This window comes from Pseudoalteromonas arabiensis, assembly GCF_001550155.1.
Classification (GTDB): Bacteria; Pseudomonadota; Gammaproteobacteria; order Enterobacterales; family Alteromonadaceae; genus Pseudoalteromonas; species Pseudoalteromonas arabiensis.
The window spans coordinates 407,116-429,251 of record NZ_LRUF01000021.1 but is presented as its reverse complement, the minus strand read 5'-3'; the positions used below and the strand labels follow the sequence as shown (position 1 = coordinate 429,251).

Below are 22,136 nucleotides of genomic sequence, written 5' to 3'. Positions count from 1 at the left end.
ATCAAGCGCCTTATAACAGATTAAAACTAAACTAACTTAGCTAAAATATCATTAAATGTCGTGCTTGGACGCATTGCTTTGAATGCCGCATCGTCATTTGGCTGATAATAACCACCCACATTCATCGCAGGGCCTTGCGCATCGTTTAATTCTTTAACGATTTGGTCTTTTTGAGACTCAAGATCAGCAGCGATTTGTGTGAACTGTGATTTTAATTCTGCGTCATCATCTTGTGCAGCAAGTTCTTGTGCCCAGAATAATGATAGGAAGAAGTGTGAACCACGGTTATCAATCTCTTTCACTTTACGCGAAGGTGATTTGTTTTCAGCAAGGAAAGTACCTGTTGCTTTGTCTAGCGTATCAGCAAGAACTTGTGCTTTCTTGTTACCAGTATTAACCGCTAGGTGCTCTAAAGAAGCAGCAAGTGCTAAGAATTCACCTAATGAATCCCAACGTAAGTGGTTTTCTTTTTCGAATTGTTGAACGTGCTTAGGCGCTGAACCACCTGCACCCGTTTCGAATAAACCACCACCATTCATAAGAGGTACGATAGACAGCATTTTCGCACTGGTACCAAGCTCAAGAATTGGGAACAAGTCAGTTAGGTAATCACGTAAAACGTTACCCGTAACAGAAATTGTGTCTTTACCTTCTTTGATGCGCTCTAATGAGAATTGAGTTGCTTCTAGTGGCGCAAGAATACGAATGTCTAGACCATCAGTATCATGGTTTGGTAAATATGCATTCACTTTTTTGATTAACTGTGCATCGTGTGCGCGGTTTTCGTCTAACCAGAAAACTGCTGGCGTGCCTGTTGCACGAGCACGGTTAACTGCAAGCTTAACCCAATCTTGAATTGGTGCATCTTTCACCTGACACATACGCCAGATATCGCCTTGCTCAACAGCGTGTTCAAGTAACGTGTTGCCATTTGTGTCAACAACACGAATAGTACCGGCGTCAGCTACTTCAAACGTTTTATCATGTGAACCGTACTCTTCTGCTTTTTGAGCCATTAAGCCAACATTAGGCACGCTACCCATTGTTGTTGGATCGAATGCACCGTGTTCTTTACAGAAGTCGATAGTTGCTTGGTAAACACCTGAGTAACAACGATCTGGAATGACAAAGCTCGTGTCTTGTAATTTGCCTTCGCTGTTCCACATTTGACCGCTTGAACGAATTGCAGCAGGCATTGACGCATCGATGATCACATCACTTGGAACATGAAGGTTAGTGATACCACGGTCAGAGTCAACCATCGCAATAGCTGGGTTGTTGTCATAAACTGCTTGGATATCAGCTTCGATTTCTGCTTTTTTAGCAGCATCTAAACTTTCAATTTTAGAGAAAACATCGCCAAAACCGTTGTTTACGTCAACATCTAGCTCTTTGAAAAGATCAGCGTGTTTTGTAAATACGTCTTTAAAGAATACTTTAACAGCGTGACCGAAGATGATTGGATCAGACACTTTCATCATCGTTGCTTTCATGTGTAATGAGAACAACACGCCTTTGTCTTTTGCTGCTTGAATTTCTTTTGCAAGGAAAGCTTGAAGCTTAGCAGCACTCATGCGAGAAGCGTCAATTACTTCACCCGCGAGTAATGGTGTGCTTGCTTTAAGAACGGTGATATCACCATTTTCAGCAACATGCTCAATACGTACATCAGTTGCTTCTGCTACCGTTACTGATTGCTCAGAACCAAAGAAGTCACCGTCTTCCATGCTTGCAACGTAAGATTGAGAGTCTTTGCTCCATGCACCCATTGAGTGTGGATTATTGCGAGCATACTCTTTCACTGAGCTTGGTGCGCGGCGATCAGAGTTACCTTCACGAAGTACAGGGTTTACAGCACTGCCTTTAATTTTGTCGTAAGTTGCTTTAACTTTTTTCTCTTCGTCTGTTTTTGGCTCAGAAGGATAGTCAGGCAGGGCATAGCCTTTTTCTTGTAGCTCTTTGATTACGGCACGTAGTTGTGGAATTGACGCGCTGATATTTGGCAGCTTGATAATGTTTGCTTCAGGTGTTTTAGCCATTTCACCTAATTCAGCTAGGGCATCATTAATGCGTTGCTCTTCCGTTAGGTATTCTGGGAAGCTAGCAATTACACGGCCCGCTAATGAAATATCACGCGTCTCAACTTCAACACCAGCTGCGTTAGTGTAAGCTTGGATAATGGGTAACAATGAATATGTTGCCAATGCTGGCGCTTCATCTGTTTTAGTATAGATAATTTTTGATGTCATCATCATTCCTAGATAGTTGGCGTAATGGTTGGTTAAGCTGTGGACAGCCCCCCTTAATTAGCCATATTCAACAATGCAAATTTACTGCTATGAAATAGCAATCAGTCTGTTAGGTGTTACTACTTAATATTGGCTATCAAAATAGTCACAACTGACAGACTGTAAGATTTTTTAGCTTAATAGCTGACAAATAAAATTAGCCATTAGCCTTAGTCAAAATTGACTAAATCGCTAAATTTAAGCAACAAGAGTGTAACAAGCTTGACTCTAAAGGGCTAATAACAATTCAACAATTTTGTCGTCAAATAGCTATTAATGAAAGTAGAAGTGGGGTTGAAAAATAGATTTTCAAGGTCATATCAGAAACATTAGGGGAGGGAAGTAAGCGAGGATCTTAACAAGGTCGCTCGCTTGGTACTCGAACAGGTTTTACCTAAGATAGCTCATCGTTAGGGGCAATATTCGTTGCGTGTAACCCTTTTGGACCTTGTTGCAATTCGAATGTTACATCTTGACCAGCTTTAAGTGTTTTATAACCGTCCATTACAATCGTTGAGTAATGAGCGAATATATCAGTCTCGCTGCCGTCTTCTACGATGAAGCCAAAACCTTTGGCATTGTTGAACCATTTGACTTTTCCACAAGCCATACTTCTACATCCTTCTATAAGTTGACTAATTTAGTTATTCTAAACCGTGTAATTTGCTAGACTGACTAAGGTTTAATCAATCTATCTTTGACTGTAGTTTATTTAGTCAATCAGTCAAGTGTTTTGAACTATTTTTTAACAATTTATTTATTTTTTTATTCAAGTTTGCTTGAGTTCTAAAGACAAGACTATATTTAATTATGAGTGGCATGAAAGATTCTGGTGTTATTGAAACGGTTCGCGATAGTGAGAAGCAAAAACTGCAACCACCGCGAAAATATAAAGTCATTTTGAATAATGATGATTACACGCCTATGGACTTTGTGATAGAAGTACTAATGACGTTTTTTAATATGGATAGCGAAAGAGCAACAGATGTGATGCTTCAGGTTCATCATAACGGTAAAGCAATTTGCGGTGTTTATAGCGCCGATGTTGCACATACCAAAGCTGAGCAGGTTAATCGTTACGCACGCGATAACGAGCATCCACTGCTATGTAGTTGTGAGCAGGAATAAATACCAAGGTAGGGTGAACATTTAGCCCATCACAACGGTATATAAATATTATCTCAGTAAGGGGTTGCCAATGCTAAACAAAGACTTAGAACTAACCTTAAATGCGGCGTTTCGCGAAGCGAGAACACGTCGCCATGAATTTATGACCGTCGAGCACCTTTTACTTGCACTGCTCGATAACCCTTCTGCTGGAGAAGCGCTCAATGCGTGTGGCGTAGATATGGGCACTTTAAAAGTCGAGTTATCTGAATTTATCGATGAAACGACGCCTGTTATTCCTGATTTAGAAGAAGACCGTGAAACACAACCAACGTTAGGTTTTCAGCGCGTTCTGCAACGTGCTGTATTCCATGTACAATCATCAGGTAAAAATGAAGTTACTGGCGTCAACGTGCTGGTGGCTATCTTTTCTGAGCAAGAAAGCCAAGCCGTCTATTTACTGAAAAAAGCGGATGTAAATCGTCTTGATATAGTCAACTTTATCTCTCATGGTATTTCCAAAGCTGATGATGAAATTGGCGGTGAAGACCATGATGATATCCATGAAGAGGTACAAGAAGTTCAAGGTGAAGAGCCGACTAAGCTCGAGAACTTCACAACAAACCTCAACCAACAAGCGGTTGATGGCAATATTGATCCACTGGTTGGGCGAGACAGTGAAGTTGAGCGTACTGTTCAAGTTTTATGTCGTCGTAAGAAAAATAATCCGCTGCTTGTTGGTGAAGCTGGGGTAGGTAAAACGGCCATTGCTGAAGGTCTTGCTTATCGTATTGTCAACAAAGAAGTGCCTGAAGTAATTGCTGATGCGGTTGTTTATTCACTTGATATGGGTGCATTACTGGCCGGTACAAAATACCGCGGTGATTTTGAGAAACGCTTTAAATCACTGCTCAAAGAGCTGCAAGCAAAACCTGGGTCTATTCTATTTATCGATGAGATTCACACCATCATCGGTGCTGGAGCGGCATCAGGTGGCGTAATGGATGCTTCTAACCTAATTAAACCGCTACTTTCAAGTGGTAAACTGCGATGCATGGGCTCTACCACTTATAACGAGTTTAAAAATATCTTTGAAAAAGATCGTGCACTAGTACGTCGTTTTCAAAAAATTGATGTTCTTGAGCCAAGTGTTTCAGACACCACTAAGATTCTTAATGGTTTGAAAGAGCGTTATGAAGAACATCATGGCATTCGTTATACACAAAAAGCGCTCAAAGCAGCTGCAGAGCTAAGTGCTAAATATATTAATGAACGTCACTTACCAGATAAAGCGATTGATGTTATTGATGAGGCAGGAGCCAATCAGCGCTTACAGCCTATATCAAAACGTAAGAAAACGATTGGCGTATCCGATATTGAACTGATCGTATCGAAAATGGCACGTATTCCACAGCAAAGCGTGTCTTCAAGTGATAAAGAGACGTTGAAAAACCTTGACCGTAACTTAAAAATGTTAGTGTTTGGACAAGACCAGTCAATTGACGCGCTCACCTCTGCTATCCGTTTATCTCGTTCAGGTCTTGCGAATGAAGATAAGCCGGTGGGCTCGTTCTTATTTGCTGGTCCTACGGGGGTTGGTAAAACAGAGGTGACTAAACAACTAGCTAAGTGTATGGGCGTTGAGTTTATTCGCTTTGATATGTCTGAGTATGTTGAGCGTCATGCAGTTAGCCGTTTAATTGGTGCGCCTCCAGGTTATGTCGGTTTTGAGCAGGGTGGTCTATTGACTGAAGCGGTTATCAAAAACCCCCATGCAGTGGTGCTGCTTGATGAAATCGAAAAAGCACACCCTGATATTTACAACATCTTATTACAAGTTATGGACCACGGTACATTAACTGATAATAACGGCCGCAAAGCTGATTTTAGAAATGTTGTATTGGTGATGACCACAAATGCAGGTGTGCAAGAGACAGTGCGTAAATCAATAGGCTTTACTGAGCAAGATCACTCACACGATGCAATGAGTGAAATTAACAAGGTATTCTCACCAGAATTTAGAAACCGTTTAGATAATATTATTTGGTTCAACCATCTTGATAAAGAGGTGATCCTTCAAGTGGTTGATAAGTTTATTGTTGAATTACAAGCACAACTTGATAAGAAATCAGTTAATTTGGAGCTGACTTCTAAGGCACGAGAGCTGTTAGCTGATAAAGGCTACGACAAAGCTATGGGTGCGCGTCCGATGGCTCGCGTTATCCAAGAGGAGCTTAAAAAGCCACTTGCTAATGAAATATTATTTGGGGAGTTATCAGATGGGGGCTCTGTCAAAGTCTCTGTTAAGGATAAGAAAATTCACTTTGAATATGAAACAAGCTTAGAAACAGCCTAAAACAGGCAACAAAAAGCCCAGCAAATGCTGGGCTTTTTGTTTATTAAATGGAATTAAAACTAAGACTAGTTTTAACACCATTTAACAAACGCTTTTAGCTCTTTGTAATAAACACATCTGCTCATTCAAAGCAGCAAAAAGCTAAATCTCTCGTTAACGCACTAGCGAGCACGGAATACGATGCGACCTTTCGATAAATCGTAAGGAGTCATTTCTACGGTTACTTTGTCGCCAGTTAAGATGCGGATATAGTTTTTGCGCATTTTACCAGAGATATGAGCCACAACAACGTGACCATTTTCTAGCTCAACTCGGAACATTGTATTTGGTAAAGTATCAAGGACTGTCCCTTGCATTTCGATTACGTCTTCTTTCGCCATGTTTAGCGTAACACCTCTTTAATAGTTAAACGCTGCAGATTTTGCCGAAAATACAGCAATAAGTAAAGCTACAGGGCTTAATTTTGTAAATTAAATCGCCAACCACTGATCGCCAATGTGCTTTTGTGCTGGCAAAAATTGGGTTTTATATTTCATTTTATTACATTCGTCTATTTGATAACCTAAGTAGACAAATTGTTTTTGTTGTTGCTTTGCAAATTCTATTTGGTGCATGATCATTACACTGCCGAGGCTGTACGATTCGTAGTCAGGGTCAAAAAACGTATAAATAGCAGAGACGGCATTATCCATATTATCAGTAACAGCTACCGCGACAAGTTTGTCGCCATCACGTAGCTCAATAAATGTGATAGGTAACCACTGACAGAATAAAAAACTTTCGTACTGATTTTGTTCTGGTGGGTACATTGAGCCATCTTGATGGCGCTGCGTTATGTACTTGCAGTAAAGAGGGTAATAGTCTGCTCGTTCATACTCACTATAACTCACAGTAAAGACTTTTTTCGCTCTGTTTAGTTTACGCTTTTGTGATTTTGAGGGTTGAAACGATTGTGCTAGCACCCGAATAGAATTACATGCATTACATACTGGGCAGTGCGGTCGATAAATTTGATCGCCACTGCGCCTAAATCCTAGCGCGAGTAGTTGCTCAAACTTCTCAGCGCAGTAATAGCTTGGATCAAGAATAACTAACAGTTGTTCTTGGCGGTTTGGTAAATAACTGCAATCAAATTGCTGGCTCAAACCTAGCCTAGTGGGTAAATGCTCAGTCATAAATATTTATCAACTCTTGCGGTTGCCACATGTGCGATGTTGGTACGTATTGTTGGGCTAGTTTAAGTCTAGTTAAAAATTCAGTCCGCGGGATAACTTTTGCACCTAGCGTTATCAAATAAGGGTTTTCAAGTTGGCAATCAATAAAGTGTGCATTATGTTTTTTTAACCAATTCACAAGCGCCCACATAGCTAACTTCGAACCATTGGATGTATGATGAAACATTGATTCGCCACAAAATATACCGTTTTGCATAATGCCATAAAGGCCAGCGACCAAATGGTTATCTTGCCAAATTTCAAGGCTATGTGCGATACCTTGATGATGCGCTTCGATGTAGGCATGCATCATTTGTTCAGTGATCCACGTACCTTCAGCATCTAAGCGCTGCTCTCGACAGGCATTAATAACATGTGCAAACGCCTGGTTGACCGTGACGCGAACAGGAGTTCGCTTCAAATGTTTTTTCAAACTTCGGCTCACGTGAAATTCGTCCAACTCGATAACACCACGCATGCTAGGCGACCACCACATAATCGGCTCATAATCACTAAACCATGGAAAAACGCCATTTTTGTAAGCATTTTTGATGCGTTCAACGGATAAATCGCCACCAATAGCTAATAAGCCATCTGGCTCGTCAAGCGCAAATTCAGGGTTTGGAAAATCAACACTCTCGGCTGAGAGTTGGTATAGTTGCTTGATCATATTGCGTTATCGTTGTTATTTAGCTTAATTTTAACAAAATCTTAGTTATAAAAAAGGGGCTGTTGATAACAGCCCCTAAATTTATTGTGTTAGATTAAAAAAATTATAGGTTATCTAAGAAACGCTCTGCATCAAGTGCTGCCATACAACCTGTACCTGCCGAAGTGATAGCTTGACGGTAAATGTGATCAGACACATCGCCTGCAGCAAACACCCCTGGTACGCTTGTTTGTGTTGCGTTACCGTTTAAGCCAGATTCAACAACTAAATAGCCGTCTTTCATTTCAAGCTGACCTTCAAACATGTCGGTATTTGGTTTGTGACCGATTGCGATAAACACACCAGCAAGGTCAAGGTTCTCTGTTTCTTGCGAATCTGTAGCTTTGATGCGGATACCTGTCACACCCATTTCATCGCCTAATACTTCGTCTAAAGTACGGTTATAATGTAAAACTACATTACCGTTCTGCGCTTTCTCTTTTAAGCGATCGGATAAGATTTTTTCACTACGGAAGCTGTCACGACGATGAATTACATGAACTTCTTCTGCGATATTAGATAAGTATAACGCCTCTTCAACAGCCGTATTACCACCACCAACAACCGCTACCTTTTGACCGCGATAAAAGAAACCATCACAGGTTGCACACGCTGAAACACCACGGCCTTGAAAGTTCGTTTCAGATTCTAAGCCTAAGTATTTTGCCGAAGCACCTGTTGCAATAATAAGAGCGTCGCACGTATACGTACCAGAGTCACCAGTTAATGTGAAAGGGCGTTTAGATACATCTACTTTGTTAATATGATCAAAAACAATTTCTGTTTCAAAGCGCTCAGCATGTTCTTTCATTCGATCCATTAACGCAGGACCCGTTAGACCATGAGCATCACCCGGCCAGTTTTCAACTTCTGTAGTGGTTGTTAATTGTCCACCTTGTTGAATGCCGGTAATAAGAACCGGATTAAGGTTGGCACGGGCAGCGTAAACAGCTGCGGTGTAACCAGCAGGGCCAGAGCCTAGAATGAGAAGTTTACAATGTTTTGCGTTCGTCATGGTTTTTCCTAAATACGTTTTAATACGATTGTTAATGCGCCCGATTCTAAGAAAAACAAGGCGGATGTAAACAAAAGGGCCGATTATTTTTTTGCAGAAATCGCAAAGCTGTCAAATAATCCTTACTTAAAAAGTATGTATAAGTAAATATACGAGTCAAAACAGCAGTACCTACTTATTAAGTAAATACTCTATTAGTAGAGTTTAAAGCTTGGTTTTGGTTATTAAATAATCACAAAGCAATGTATTGCACCAACAAAGTACGTTTATTCATGACCAAGCAATTTTTTTTTGGTATGTTTTAGCTAATTTTGATATTAGCTTACACACAAGAGCTAAACAACCGAACAGGCAACTATGGTATTTTGGCAGGAAAAGCCCGCATTTGGGCTGACTACAGAAGATATAAAAGTCTTAACCAATGCAAAAGAATATCGCAGTGAGTTATTACGACTAATTCGCACAGCGACAAAAAGAATTTATATTACTGCGTTGTACTTGCAAGATGATGAAGCAGGACGTGAAATACTCAGCGCTTTACATGAAGCATCTTTGGCTAATCCCGCATTAGATATAAAGGTGTTGGTAGATTTTCATCGCGCGCAACGAGGTTTAATAGGCGCTGCAAAATCAGAGGGTAACGCCAGCATGTATTGCGACTTTCTTGAAGAGTTTCAATCTAATGTGCAAGTTTATGGTGTGCCGGTTAAGGCGAAAGAGCTATTTGGCGTACTACATTTAAAAGGTTTTGTTATTGATGACACTTTGCTTTACAGCGGAGCAAGCCTAAACAACGTCTACTTACAACAAGATGATAAATATCGCCTTGACCGTTATTTTCTTGTTAATCAAGCTGGCTTATGTAATTCGGTTATTGATTTTATACATACGTACCTACTGAGCTCTGAAGCTGTCCCGCGTCTCGATCGCCGTCCCTTAACAAAATTTAATGATATAAAAGTAGCGCAAAAGCAGCTCATGCGAGAGCTTAAATCTGCCAGCTATAACAGTGCCAGTGAAGCAAGTTCTGCACAACTGGGGGTTCGGCTATTTTTGGGCCTCGGTCGCCGTAGTAATAAGCTAAACCGTTTAATAAAGTCTTTGTTTGATACCACAGAGCAAGAGTTAGTTCTGTACACACCCTATTTTAATTTTCCTGCGCCGTTACTGCGTTCGTTACGTCGATTATTAAAACAAGGTAAACAAGTGACTATTGTGGTAGGCGATAAAACGGCGAATGATTTTTACCTTCCACCCAGCGAGCCGTTTAGTAAAATTGGGGCATTACCGTATTTATATGAAACGATTTTATATAAGTTTTTAAAATCTCAAAAGCGTCATATTGTCAATGGCAACTTAAATGTCTATCTGTGGAAGCATGAAAGCAACTCTTTTCATTTGAAGGGAATTTGCAGAGATAATCGTACTCATTTATTGAGTGGTCATAATCTAAACCCTCGTGCGTGGGGATTAGATATCGAGAATGGTATTTTAATTGATGATCCTGAGCAACGCATATTGCCACAGATTGAGCAAGAGAAAAAAGCCATTTTAACCCACTGTCGTCGACTGACAGGGCCGCAGGATTTAGAAACAATGGACGATTATCCTTCGCCAGTTAAAAAGTTACTTGGGCAAGCTAAGCGTGTAAAGGTCGACTTTATAATCAAGCGGTTTATTTAATCTCAATAATAAAAAGGTATAAAAAAAGCAGCGAATTCGCTGCTTTTTTTGTGTCAAAATGCTAATTAAGCATTTTCAACCGCTGTACGTGGGTCAACATATTCCATGTTGAATGCTTCAGCTACTTCTTTATAAGTAACTTGGCCTTTGATCACGTTTAAGCCTTTTAAGAAGTGTGCATCGTCAAGAAGCGCTTTCTTGTAGCCTTTGTTAGCAAGGTTGATGATAAATGGTAATGTCGCGTTATTAAGTGCGAACGTAGAAGTACGTGGAACAGCACCTGGCATGTTAGCAACACAGTAGTGAACAACGTCATCAACGATGTATGTAGGATCTGCGTGAGTTGTTGCTTTAGATGTTGCAATACAACCACCTTGGTCGATTGCAACGTCAACGATTGCAGAACCAGGTTTCATTGCTTTAATGTGCTCAGCAGTTACAAGTTTAGGCGCAGCTGCACCTGGGATCAATACGCCACCGATTACAAGGTCAGCTTCTAGTACGTGTTTTTCCAATGCGTCAGCAGTAGAGTAGATCGCTTGTACTTTATTACCAAATTGCGCGTCTAGGGCACGGAGTACATCGATATTACGATCAAGAACGACCACGTTAGCACCTAGGCCAACAGCCATCTGCGCTGCACTACGACCAACCATACCACCGCCGATAACAACAACTTTAGCTGGCTCAACACCTGGTACACCACCAAGTAACATACCACGACCGTGGTTAGATTTCTCTAATGCCTGTGCACCCGCTTGAATAGACATACGACCCGCAACTTCACTCATAGGAGCAAGAAGAGGTAAACCACCACGTGCATCAGTTACTGTTTCGTAAGCGATACACACTGCACCACTTTTAACTAGGTCTTCAGTTTGTGGAAGATCTGGTGCTAGGTGAAGATAAGTAAATAGAATTTGGTCTTCACGTAACATTGCACGCTCAACAGCTTGTGGCTCTTTTACTTTAACGATCATCTCAGCTTTAGCAAAAACGTCTGCTGCTGTAGGAAGAATTTCAGCACCTGCAATAACATAGTCTTCATTAGTGAAGCCAATGCCCATACCTGCATCAGTTTCAACAAACACTTGGTGGCCATGGTTTACTAATTCACGAACACTCGCAGGAACCATACCTACACGGTATTCATGGTTTTTAATTTCTTTAGGTACACCAATAATCATAATTTTTCGCCTTAATAGAACGGGATGAAATTTTCGACTATTATATTCATGACAAGGCAGTGTGTCTCACCTTTTTTTGTGTGTTATCTAGTGATATAATCTAAAATATATTTTTTAATAGTTTAAAACTCTGGTTGGCGCTATGCATCAATTACTCGACAGAATTGACCGTAAAATTTTGATGGAATTGCAGCTTGATGGTCGGATCTCTAACGTAGAGTTAGCAAGGCGTGTAGGGCTAAGTGCCACTCCTTGTTTAGAGCGTGTAAAGAAGCTCGAAAGGGAAGGTTATATAGTAGGTTATAAAGCTGTTGTTGACCCTGCTAAGCTTGGGCAAGGTTTGTCTGTTTATGTTGAAGTGACTATTACTAAAACCTCACCCGATGTATTTGAAGAATTTAATGCTGCTGTAAAAAAACACGATGAAATCATTGAATGCCACTTAGTGTCAGGTAACTTTGACTTTTTATTAAAAACACGTGTTAACGATATGTCAGAGTATCGCAATGTTTTAGGGGATATCTTGTTAAAGCTCCCTAATGTCAGTGAAAGTCGTACCTATGTAGTTATGGAAGAAGTGAAAGGTGAGCAAGGCGTGATTATTCGCCCATATATTGCTTAAGCTGTTAAAATGCAGGTAGAGTAATAAAAACTTGTTCATTATCAGTCCATCAAGGTTAAGATAAAGTGCATAAAACGGCATTTCCTGCTAAGGTATTTCACTGCTAACCGATCAGTTGTAAAGAATAATAAGGAATAGGGAGCTATGCGCCTAAATGGTGTTCAAAGACTGCTAGAAACAGGGCTAATTATTAGTACCTTTGCGGCAGTATTTATTTTATGTGCATTAATTAGTTTTGATCCGGCCGACCCATCATGGTCGCAAACTGGTGAGTTCGTCAATGTAAAAAATATAACAGGTACTGCAGGTGCTTGGGTAGCAGATATATTGCTGCTTACATTTGGCTGGTTAGCTTATCTAGTGCCTGCCGCTATCCAATTGTTCGGCTATTTACTGTTTAAACAACCACATCGTATTTTCCAGCTTGACTACACCACATTGTCGTTAAGAGTTATCGGGTTCGCTTTATTTATAACGTCAGCGACAGCAATCAGTAGTATAAATTTTGATGATATTTATAACTTCTCATCTGGCGGGGTAGTGGGGGATATCATTGCCTCAGCGATGATGCCAACGTTTAATTTTACTGGTACTTCGATTCTTTTACTCTGCTTCTTCTTTGCTGGTTTAACACTTTTAACCGGTGTGTCATGGGTTCAATTTGTTGATTTTGTGGGTAAGTGGGTCATGCAAGCTTTCTATTTCTTGCGTGAACAATTATCTGCGTGGTTACATCGCGAGAAAGAAGCTATCAAGCCTGTAACAGAGACTGAGTCAGATGCTAACTTTGTTGAGCCAGATAACGAGCCGTCAATCAGTTTTAATAAAGAGAGTGAAGCTAAGCAAAAACCATCGAGCGAGACTAAAAAGCCAGATAGCGAGTTTGAGGGGTTCGATGAGCTTGATGATATTTTGGATCAAGAAATAGGTTTTAGTGCACTTGATGATGAGTCCTTCGACACCGTCTCGGCACTGAATGCGCTTGACCAAAGTCCTGTGGTAGATGCTGAACCAGAAAAACCGACTACCACAGTCGTATCACCTGCGCGACCAATGCCCAAGCCAAAGCCCGCGTATCAGCCACCACCAACGGCAAAAGAAAAATTTGAAGCGTTATTAGATGAAGAGCCGCCGACTAATCCTTTACCGTCACTTGATTTATTAGACCGCCCAGATAAAGCGAAGAATCCGTTATCACAAGAAGAGCTTGACGGTATTTCGCGTTTAGTTGAAACCAAACTCCTTGATTTCAATATTCAAGCAGCAGTTGTAGGTGTATACCCAGGCCCTGTTGTTACACGTTTTGAGCTTGATTTAGCGCCGGGTATTAAAGTGGCTAAAATCACTGGCTTAGCAAAAGATTTAGCGCGTTCATTGTCTGCTGTCAGTGTGCGTGTAGTAGAGGTTATTCCAGGTAAAACCTATGTTGGTTTAGAGCTGCCGAACAAACATCGTGAAATAGTGCGTCTAAGCGAAGTTATTAACGCGCCTAAGTTTGAATCAAACCCATCACCACTGACTATGGTGTTAGGTAAAGACATTGCTGGCGAGCCAGTCTGTGCTGATCTTGGCAAAATGCCACATTTACTTGTTGCTGGTACGACAGGTTCAGGTAAGTCAGTGGGCGTTAATGTAATGATATTAAGCTTACTGTACAAATCGGGCCCTGATGATGTACGTATGATCATGATCGACCCGAAAATGCTTGAACTTTCTGTGTACGAAGGCATCCCACATTTATTATGTGAAGTTGTGACCGACATGAAAGAAGCAGCCAATGCATTGCGTTGGTGTGTAGGCGAAATGGAACGCCGTTATAAGCTGATGTCGGCACTTGGGGTGCGTAACTTAAAAGGTTACAACCAGAAGGTACGTGATGCCAAAGAAGCGGGTCATCCAATACTCGATCCTCTTTTTAAAGACACCGATGGCATGGCCGATGGCCCTGAAGAGCTAGATAAACTCCCAAGTATTGTGGTGGTGATTGACGAATTTGCCGACATGATGATGATCGTGGGTAAAAAAGTGGAAGAGCTGATTGCACGTATCGCGCAAAAAGCCCGTGCTGCAGGTATTCACTTAGTACTCGCAACACAGCGACCATCGGTTGACGTTATTACAGGTTTAATTAAAGCGAATATTCCAACCCGTATGGCGTTCCAGGTTTCAAGTAAAATTGACTCGCGTACTATTTTAGATCAGCAAGGCGCTGAAAACTTACTAGGTATGGGTGATATGCTTTACTTACCGCCGGGGACTAGCGTCCCAGTGCGTGTGCATGGTGCATTTGTAGACGACCACGAAGTTCACGCGGTTGTAGATGATTGGAAAAAACGTGGCAAACCAAATTATATAGATGAAATTTTAAGTGGTGATGCCGCAGAGGAAATTTTACTACCAGGAGAAACCAGTGAAGACGGTGATGAAGAGTCAGATCCGCTTTACGATGAAGCAGTATCATTTGTAATTGAAACCGGCAAAGTGTCGGTATCGAGTGTACAGCGTAAACTTCGCGTAGGTTATAACCGCGCAGCACGCTTAGTTGAACAAATGGAAACATCAGGCATTGTTAGCGTACCGGGACACAACGGTGCACGCGAAGTCTTAGTGCCAAATGGTGGAGCAAATTAATGAAAAAATTTAAATACCTAGCCTTAATTATGGGCTGTTTATTAAGCGGCCAAAGTTTTGCAGACGACAGCGAAGCATTGCAACAACAACTGGCTGCGATTAAAAGTTTTAAAGCAGAGTTTTCACAGCAAGTGACCGATTCACAAGGTGAAGCTATCATGCAAGGTGAGGGGAATATTGCCCTTCAGCAGCCTATGATGATCCGCTGGCAACAACAAAGCCCAGACGATACCTTGTTTGTATCAAATGGTGATAAAACGTATTACTTCGACAGCTTTGCTGAACAAGTCACTATTATGAATACTCACAGTTTGATTGATTCAACACCGTTTGTATTGTTGACCTCAAAAGATCCAGAGCAATGGGCTAAATACCAAGTTGTGGCAACGGATGTAGGCTTTAGCGTCACGCCAAACAAAGGCGTTGAGAGCCAAGTTGAAAAGTTAGACATTCGCTTTAATGCTCAAGAGCAGGGCCTTGCATCACTTACAGTACTAGATACCTCAGGTCAGCAGTCTTTATTTACCTTTAAAGACGCTAAAGTAAACGAAGCACTTGCAACTCAGACCTTTGAATTTACCATTCCTGAAGGCGTTGAAGTTGACGACCAAAGCCAAGGTGATTAAGGCTTGAGTAACCTCGGATTTAATTTTGGTCCTGATGTGCGCCCTCTTGCGGCGCGCATGCGACCCGAAACACTGAATGACTACATAGGTCAGCAGCACCTTTTAAGTCCCGATAAACCCCTTTACCAAGCCATTCTTGCAGGTCGATGCCACAGCCTCATTTTGTGGGGACCACCTGGCGTTGGTAAAACCACCTTAGCGCAAATTATTGCGAATCATGCCGATGCAAGCCTTATTCAAATGTCGGCGGTCACAGCAGGTGTAAAAGATATTCGTGAGGCAGTAAGCGAAGCGAAAGCAAATCTTGCAGGGCGAGGGCAACGGACGTTATTGTTTGTAGACGAAGTGCATCGCTTTAATAAATCTCAGCAAGATGCATTCTTACCCCATATCGAAGACGGTACCTTTATTTTTGTAGGCGCAACCACCGAAAACCCATCATTTGCACTTAACAACGCGATACTGTCTCGTGCCCGTGTATATGTATTAAAAGCACTTGAGCAAGCTGATTTATTTACCGTAATCGAGCGCGCTTTACGTGAAGATGTGGAGCTTAGCCAAAAACACATAGAAATTGCTGATAACGCCAAACAAGCGCTTTGCCAAGCAAGTGATGGCGATGCGCGTAAAGTACTTAACTTGTTAGAACAAGCGGTTGATTTAACCACTGAGCAGCAGAGCAAATACCTTGTTGATCAACATGTTTTAAGCCAAGTACTGCCAACTCATTTAGCCAAGTATGATAAAGGCGGCGATGAGTTTTACGACTTAATTTCCGCGTTTCATAAGTCAGTGCGTGGTAGTTCACCTGATGGTGCCTTATATTGGTATTGCCGTATTTTAGCAGGTGGCGGCGACCCGCTTTATGTAGCTAGGCGGTTATTAGCGATTGCCACAGAAGATATTGGCAATGCCGACCCGCGAGCAATGGAGGTCGCACTCAATGCGTGGGATATTTTTCAACGTGTTGGCCCAAGTGAAGGTGAGCGCGCTATAGCACAAGCCACCATTTATTTAGCCAGTGCGCCGAAAAGTAACGCTGTGTATATGGCGTTTAACCAAGCGCTGCAAGATGCTAAAAATGAGCCGAGTCATCCGGTGCCAGAGCATTTACGTAATGCACCAACTAGCTTAATGAAAGACTTAGGTTATGGCGCTGAATATCGGTATGCACACAATGAAGAAGGTGCCTTTGCAGCGGGCGAAAAGTACTTCCCAGAAGCTATTCATGATCGTCAGTATTACTTCCCAACCGATCGCGGGCTTGAACAAAAAATCAAACAAAAGCTGGACTATTTAACTCAGCGCAACGAGCAAAGTGATATTAAACGTTATGAATAGTTTGAAACTTTACATGATGATTGCAATGGGCGGTGCTTCTGGGGCATGTTTACGCTATTTTCTTAGCGAAACCATGCTAAAACTGCTCGGTAGGGGATTCCCTTTTGGCACGTTGACAGTTAATATTCTTGGTTCATTGTTAATGGGCATTTTATACGGCTTGATTGAAAGAGAAATAATCGCTGTTAGCCCCGCTAAAACCTTAATTGGTATTGGCTTTTTAGGTGCATTGACCACCTTTTCAACATTCTCAATGGATTCGTTGTTGCTATTGCAACAAGGTCACTTTTTTAAAATGGCCCTCAATATCACCTTAAACGTGGTGGTGTGTATATTTATGGCTTGGCTGGGCCTTCAGCTGGTAATGCAAAAAGGTTAAAAATCAAACATGTTAGATTCTAAATATTTACGTCAAGATATCGAACAAGCGGCTGCACGCTTAGCAACTCGTGGATTCGACCTTGATATTGCAGCGGTAACTGCACTTGAAGAAAAGCGCAAAACATTACAAGTAAAAACGCAAGAACTTCAAAGTGAGCGTAACGCAAGTTCCAAAGCTATCGGCCAAGCAAAAGCGAAAGGCGAGCACGAAAAAGCACAACAGCTTCTTGATTCAGTAAGTACTCTTGGTGACCAACTAGACAGCGTTAAAGCAGAGCAAGACGCAGTACTCGAAGAGCTTAAGCAAATTGCACTTGCTATTCCAAACCTACCTGATGAGTCTGTACCCGTTGGTGAAGACGAAGACCAAAACGTTGAAATTTCAACCTGGGGTACGCCTAAGTCATACGACTTTGAAGTAAAAGATCACGTTGATGTTGGTCAAGACGTAAACGGCCTAGATTTTGAAATGGGCGTTAAAATCAGTGGCGCACGCTTTACTGTTATGCGTGGTCAAGTTGCCCGTATGCACCGTGCTCTTACGCAGTTCATGCTGGATACGCACACAGAGCAAAACGGCTACACAGAAATGTATGTGCCTTACCTGGTTAATAGCGCAAGTTTATACGGCACAAGCCAATTACCTAAGTTTGCTGGTGACTTATTCCACACTCTAGGTTTAGTGGATGATGACGGTCAGCAACAACCTGGTTTTAGCTTAATTCCAACTGCGGAAGTACCACTTACAAACAGTGCTCGCGACGAAATTTACGACGAAAGCGACTTACCAATTCGTTTAACAGCGCATACACCTTGTTTCCGTAGTGAAGCAGGTAGCTATGGCCGTGATACACGTGGTCTTATTCGTCAACACCAATTCGACAAAGTTGAATTAGTACAACTAGTAAAACCAGAAGATTCAATGCAAGCGTTAGAAGAGCTTACAGGTCACGCTGAGCAAATCTTACAAGCATTAGAACTTCCTTACCGTAAAGTGATTCTATGTACCGGTGATATGGGCTTTGGCGCAGCAAAAACTTACGATTTAGAAGTTTGGTTACCTGCACAAAACACCTATCGTGAAATCTCATCATGTTCAAACATGGTTGATTTCCAAGCGCGTCGTATGCAAGCGCGTTTCCGTCGTCAAGGCGAGAAAAAGCCAGAACTACTTCATACACTAAATGGTTCAGGTTTAGCGGTTGGTCGTACGCTTGTTGCTATTTTAGAGAATAATCAACAAGCTGATGGTTCTATTGTTGTACCAGAAGTGTTACGCCCATATATGGGTGGCTTAGAAGTGATTGGTAAAGCCTAAGCTTATTAGCTTTAAGCCTTAAAAATAAGAAAGCCGTTGTTTTTATGAATAGCGGCTTTTTTTATAAAAGTAAATAAATTGGTTTTAAAGCTTACAAGTACCTGTAATCTTTTTGCTTTTTTTACAAAAAATAGTCGTATAGGTATATTAAGGAAGTTAAAGGAATTAACTAAGATTGCTAGATAAAACACTACTAGCAAAAATTGTATAGTGATAATGGAATATAATATGGATTTAGCAGCAACATACTCGCAAACAAACTCACTTACGTTCGATATCTTCGAAGAGCACCTCCATAAGGCAATCGACAAACCAACGGTTAATATCGTACGGTATGTGTTGGGCCTTCAAGAAGCGAGGAACTAAGTTAAAAGTTCATAATGGAGCTCATAAAGCCACATGGGCTAAAACAACAGTCAACAGCTTAACAAGAACTATTTATATTGATGTTTACCTTAACTTTAAACAAAATAGTTTACGACAAGGTGATTACCTCAAACTAAAAGAGCTGGCATCCCAGAAAAGTTGATTGATGATGAGTTTAAATTAGTTTCAGCACATGAGTTTGGTCATTCAATCCTTATGCATGTAGGAGGTATTAGCTTATCGTGGGGTCATAAAGGGAGTACTAATATAATTCTTCAAAAGGTTAAGTCGTCTTCTCCTGGTTATCCAAAACAGGGAAAGATAGATCTGATGAAATATTATAATGAAACTAAAAATACAGCTAATTTGAAGGGGTGTGTGTCAGGTAGCAAAGCTGTTGAAATTGACATAAAAAGATTGATTTGGAGTTCTAGTATTTTATGGAAAAATTAAAAATATCAATTTTTTGGTTACTGATAATTTTTGCTTTGGGCTCTTGTTCAAGTATTTATTGGGCGAGTGTTAAAAATTCTACATCTGAAGAGCTTTTGGTTAAAGTAAAGTTTCAAACCAAGTATGGTACTCAGATAATGGACATGCCACTAAAATCAGATGAAGTTAACGTATGGCAATATGAGCAGTCATCCAGTGAGTCCAAGGTAATGGATATAAAGCTGTCTTCTATTGAAATAAGTAATGCTAGTGGTTGTCACTTGGTTTTTAGTAAAGAAGAGGTGAGAAAGAAAGTTGAAAATACAACACGGCAAATTGTAATAACCCCAGATGATTTGCTAAAAGCTTGTGATAAGTGAAGAAATTAGAAGGTACTCGATAACTTTAGGTATACTTTTATGCCACAAGCGAATGCTGCAAAGTTTACTAAAAATTATACACGGTAATCTGAATAGTCTTTAATAAGACAAGCTAAAACCGCAGATTATAAACCTGCGGCTATATCAATCCTTAAAAAATCAAGCTAAACAACTTGATGCTACTCAATCCAAAAATAAGTACAAGTACGGGTAATGTCACTAGGTTTACTAGCATAGAGTTGGTGTAATCTCCCATTACAGTTTTTTGATTGACTAGCCATACCAAATACGTCGTTACAATAGGTAGCAGGAGGCCATTAGCTGCTTGTGCAAAAATAATAACAGCGACAGGGTCAAGACCGAGTGAAGCAACAAATGCACCAAACAGTAAAATAGTAATTGCAACAAGTTTAAAATGCGTGTTACTCATTTGTGTTGACCAGCCAAGCATACCGCACACAGCATAAGCGCCTGCTAGAGGGGCGGTTATAGCACTTGTTAGGCCTGCTGCGCACAAACCAAGTGCAAAGAAGTAGTGAGCCATTGAACCTAATAAAGGTTCGAGTTGTACGGCCATGTTAGCTGCAGATATTTTGCCAGCTTCAGTACCATAAAAAGCCACGGAAGCAGTCGATAAAATTGCTAAGGTGATCACACCACCAAGCGTGATCGATATACCAGTATCAAGGTTTGTTTCTTTTATTACTTTTTGCATGTCATTATTTTTATCATGTTTTTCGGCAAGGACACCTGAGTGCAAAAATAAATTATAGGGCACAATTGTCGTGCCAATTAATGCCAGTACAGTTGTGATTGATTCTTCAGGTAGGCTTGGAATGAAGCCTTTTAAAATCGCCGTTAAAGACGGTGCAGCCATTACTAAAGTTGATATAAACACTATACTCATTAGTACAACGAGAACAATTAATGCGCCTTCTATTACCTTATGTTTACCTGTATATAAAAGTACAGCACTTAGAATTGCTATCAGTGGAGTCCATAATAATGGGCTAACAGAAGGAACAATTTCTTGCAGACCCAAACTTGCACCAGTCAAATTACCCGCTTCATAAGCCGCACTACCAATACCTATGGCACTGATTACTAAAATAGCTGCTAAAGCTTTAAAAACGGGTGTTTGAATCGTTGTTCTTAAAGCTGATGCTAAATCATGCCCAGTTGCCACACCTAAGCGAGCAGCCATAGATTGAAGTAGAATGGTGGCAATAACAGAGAAAAGTAACGTCCATATCAAAGCAAAACCAAAATTAGCACCGGCTACACTTGCTGTGGTGATGGTGCCTGGGCCGATAAAGGCGGCAGTGACAAGAAGTCCTGGTCCTAAGCGCATAAAAAACCTTTTATTATTAGAATGTTGTTTTATTAAGGTGAAAAGTACCAAAAAACACATGTTCAACAGATTGAACCAAAGGGTATAGGGACTAAAGAGCAGGGTAAAGTAAAATAGGTGAACAGTTACAACTTTCTTTTATGGAAATATCACATAACGTAGGTAGATCCATAGTGATTTTAATGTAGTTGAGTGTTGTATTTTTTATCAGTGGTTTAGCAAAATAGAAAACAGCAAACCACGCTTGCTGAGAATACCGACTTTGATATAGGTTCAATTTAAAAATAGTGCTGGCAAGGGTTTTTTACGACACAATACTACCGATCACAGCTCATCTTATTGCTAGAGAAAGATATACTCAGTAACAAACTAATTTCCTATAATGGATCAAACAGTTACAGCTATGAGCTATTCAAGCAGCTACCTGATAAAAACGTATTTACTTTTGTTGCCACTAATAATTGTGATGACTATCAACAACAATTATTTGAGCAACTTGATGCATTAACGATTAATCAAATAGTGCATCAAGGATAGACAATCACCACTAAAAGGTTATTTAACGACTATGAAAAGTTTATACATAACCAAGTAAATTATAGATTGAAATATATTTTATTTATTAAAAAGGTATATTATTCAATGTGTTATTTTGGTTTGCTTTTTGCTTCTATTGTTTAGACTACTTTGAAGGAGCAATAAATGACCGAATTATCGTTAACTGTATATTTTGCGTTCTACGCGTACCTCATAATGCTGCTGATTCAATGGTCGGTGGCAACTGTTTCAAAGGCAAAACGAGCGGGGGCAATCCCTGGCAAGCTTGAACCTGAATTGAGCCATGAGAGTTTCACATTTCGTGCCCATCGCACTTTTATGAATACATTGGAAAATAGCCCCTTATTTGTAGGGACTTTGTTGCTCGCTTTTACACTGAACCTCACTAGTGGCGTCTTTGCTGTTTGTGTTTGGGTATATGTTGTAGCAAGAGTAATACATATGGTGCTTTATTACGCGATAGCCACTGAGAAAAACCCAAGCCCACGTAGCTATTTCTTCTTAATTGGCTTGGTATCTAATATTACAATGCTAGTACTGGTAGGAATACGTCTACTATATTAATAGAGAA

General features: G+C 40.7%; 21 protein-coding genes. 13 read left to right on the top strand and 8 right to left on the bottom strand.

What is annotated here, in order from left to right:
- Positions 1-26: 26 nt before the first annotated feature.
- Together PAARA_RS11595 and cspD are read right to left on the bottom strand one after the other, a co-directional pair.
- Positions 27-2,249, bottom strand: coding sequence for an NADP-dependent isocitrate dehydrogenase (locus tag PAARA_RS11595; RefSeq protein ID WP_062569187.1), 2,223 nt, complete (start codon positions 2,247-2,249; stop codon positions 27-29).
- Positions 2,250-2,682: 433 nt separating this feature from the next.
- Complete coding sequence (gene cspD / locus PAARA_RS11590; RefSeq protein ID WP_062569186.1) at positions 2,683-2,898, bottom strand: cold shock domain-containing protein CspD; 216 nt, start codon at positions 2,896-2,898, stop codon at positions 2,683-2,685.
- Positions 2,899-3,107: 209 nt separating this feature from the next.
- On the opposite strand from cspD, the gene clpS reads away from it, so the two are divergent.
- Positions 3,108-3,416: an ATP-dependent Clp protease adapter ClpS gene (gene clpS / locus PAARA_RS11585; RefSeq protein WP_193988873.1), complete on the top strand. Its 309-nt coding sequence runs from the start codon at positions 3,108-3,110 to the stop codon at positions 3,414-3,416.
- A gap of 70 nt (positions 3,417-3,486) precedes the next feature.
- Entirely contained in the window at positions 3,487-5,751 is a 2,265-nt protein-coding gene (clpA, locus tag PAARA_RS11580; protein ID WP_062569184.1) for an ATP-dependent Clp protease ATP-binding subunit ClpA, read from the top strand.
- A 161-nt stretch (positions 5,752-5,912) separates the two neighbouring features.
- Here clpA and infA read toward each other — a convergent pair whose 3' ends face one another.
- The 4 genes from infA to trxB all read right to left on the bottom strand — a co-directional run bounded on the left by infA (position 5,913) and on the right by trxB (position 8,689).
- Complete coding sequence (gene infA / locus PAARA_RS11575) at positions 5,913-6,131, bottom strand: translation initiation factor IF-1 (RefSeq protein ID WP_002962494.1); 219 nt, start codon at positions 6,129-6,131, stop codon at positions 5,913-5,915.
- A 90-nt stretch (positions 6,132-6,221) separates the two neighbouring features.
- Entirely contained in the window at positions 6,222-6,926 is a 705-nt protein-coding gene (locus tag PAARA_RS11570; RefSeq protein WP_062569183.1) for an arginyltransferase, read from the bottom strand.
- Positions 6,919-7,635, bottom strand: coding sequence for a leucyl/phenylalanyl-tRNA--protein transferase (gene aat / locus PAARA_RS11565; RefSeq protein WP_062569182.1), 717 nt, complete (start codon positions 7,633-7,635; stop codon positions 6,919-6,921). Before aat ends, PAARA_RS11570 begins: the two co-directional genes overlap by 8 nt.
- A gap of 103 nt (positions 7,636-7,738) precedes the next feature.
- Positions 7,739-8,689: a thioredoxin-disulfide reductase gene (trxB, locus tag PAARA_RS11560; RefSeq protein WP_062569181.1), complete on the bottom strand. Its 951-nt coding sequence runs from the start codon at positions 8,687-8,689 to the stop codon at positions 7,739-7,741.
- A gap of 357 nt (positions 8,690-9,046) precedes the next feature.
- Here trxB and pssA point away from each other — a divergent pair, with 357 nt between their 5' ends.
- Positions 9,047-10,372 carry a CDP-diacylglycerol--serine O-phosphatidyltransferase gene (pssA, locus tag PAARA_RS11555; RefSeq protein ID WP_062569180.1) on the top strand — a complete coding sequence of 442 codons (1,326 nt, stop codon included), beginning with the start codon at positions 9,047-9,049 and terminating at the stop codon, positions 10,370-10,372.
- A gap of 65 nt (positions 10,373-10,437) precedes the next feature.
- Here pssA and ald read toward each other — a convergent pair whose 3' ends face one another.
- Complete coding sequence (ald, locus tag PAARA_RS11550) at positions 10,438-11,559, bottom strand: alanine dehydrogenase (protein WP_062569179.1); 1,122 nt, start codon at positions 11,557-11,559, stop codon at positions 10,438-10,440.
- A gap of 142 nt (positions 11,560-11,701) precedes the next feature.
- Here ald and lrp point away from each other — a divergent pair, with 142 nt between their 5' ends.
- From lrp to PAARA_RS11505, 8 genes are all read left to right on the top strand, one after another.
- A complete protein-coding gene (lrp, locus tag PAARA_RS11545; RefSeq protein WP_062569178.1) occupies positions 11,702-12,181 on the top strand; it encodes a leucine-responsive transcriptional regulator Lrp in 480 nt (159 codons plus the stop codon).
- Between the two features lie 144 nt (positions 12,182-12,325).
- Positions 12,326-14,812: a DNA translocase FtsK gene (locus PAARA_RS11540; protein WP_062569177.1), complete on the top strand. Its 2,487-nt coding sequence runs from the start codon at positions 12,326-12,328 to the stop codon at positions 14,810-14,812.
- Positions 14,812-15,438, top strand: a complete 627-nt coding sequence (gene lolA, locus PAARA_RS11535) for an outer membrane lipoprotein periplasmic chaperone LolA (RefSeq protein WP_062569176.1) — start codon at positions 14,812-14,814, stop codon at positions 15,436-15,438. Before PAARA_RS11540 ends, lolA begins: the two co-directional genes overlap by 1 nt.
- Before the next feature lie 3 nt (positions 15,439-15,441).
- Complete coding sequence (locus PAARA_RS11530) at positions 15,442-16,779, top strand: replication-associated recombination protein A (RefSeq protein WP_062569175.1); 1,338 nt, start codon at positions 15,442-15,444, stop codon at positions 16,777-16,779.
- Complete coding sequence (crcB, locus tag PAARA_RS11525; RefSeq protein ID WP_083515309.1) at positions 16,772-17,158, top strand: fluoride efflux transporter CrcB; 387 nt, start codon at positions 16,772-16,774, stop codon at positions 17,156-17,158. The genes PAARA_RS11530 and crcB overlap by 8 nt, the downstream gene beginning before the upstream one ends.
- 9 nt (positions 17,159-17,167) lie before the next feature.
- Positions 17,168-18,478 (top strand): serine--tRNA ligase, encoded by a 1,311-nt coding sequence (serS, locus tag PAARA_RS11520; protein ID WP_062569174.1) that lies wholly within the window; start codon positions 17,168-17,170, stop codon positions 18,476-18,478.
- Positions 18,479-18,706: 228 nt separating this feature from the next.
- Entirely contained in the window at positions 18,707-18,844 is a 138-nt protein-coding gene (locus PAARA_RS20540) for a hypothetical protein (protein WP_157066196.1), read from the top strand.
- A gap of 440 nt (positions 18,845-19,284) precedes the next feature.
- Positions 19,285-19,656 carry a hypothetical protein gene (locus PAARA_RS11505; protein WP_062569171.1) on the top strand — a complete coding sequence of 124 codons (372 nt, stop codon included), beginning with the start codon at positions 19,285-19,287 and terminating at the stop codon, positions 19,654-19,656.
- Between the two features lie 151 nt (positions 19,657-19,807).
- Here the strand turns inward: PAARA_RS11505 and PAARA_RS11500 are convergent, their stop codons facing one another.
- Complete coding sequence (locus tag PAARA_RS11500) at positions 19,808-21,007, bottom strand: Nramp family divalent metal transporter (protein ID WP_062569170.1); 1,200 nt, start codon at positions 21,005-21,007, stop codon at positions 19,808-19,810.
- 339 nt (positions 21,008-21,346) lie between these two features.
- On the opposite strand from PAARA_RS11500, the gene PAARA_RS11495 reads away from it, so the two are divergent.
- Positions 21,347-21,544: a hypothetical protein gene (locus PAARA_RS11495; RefSeq protein ID WP_062569169.1), complete on the top strand. Its 198-nt coding sequence runs from the start codon at positions 21,347-21,349 to the stop codon at positions 21,542-21,544.
- A gap of 165 nt (positions 21,545-21,709) precedes the next feature.
- Positions 21,710-22,129 carry an MAPEG family protein gene (locus PAARA_RS11490; protein ID WP_062569168.1) on the top strand — a complete coding sequence of 140 codons (420 nt, stop codon included), beginning with the start codon at positions 21,710-21,712 and terminating at the stop codon, positions 22,127-22,129.
- Positions 22,130-22,136 lie beyond the last annotated feature (7 nt).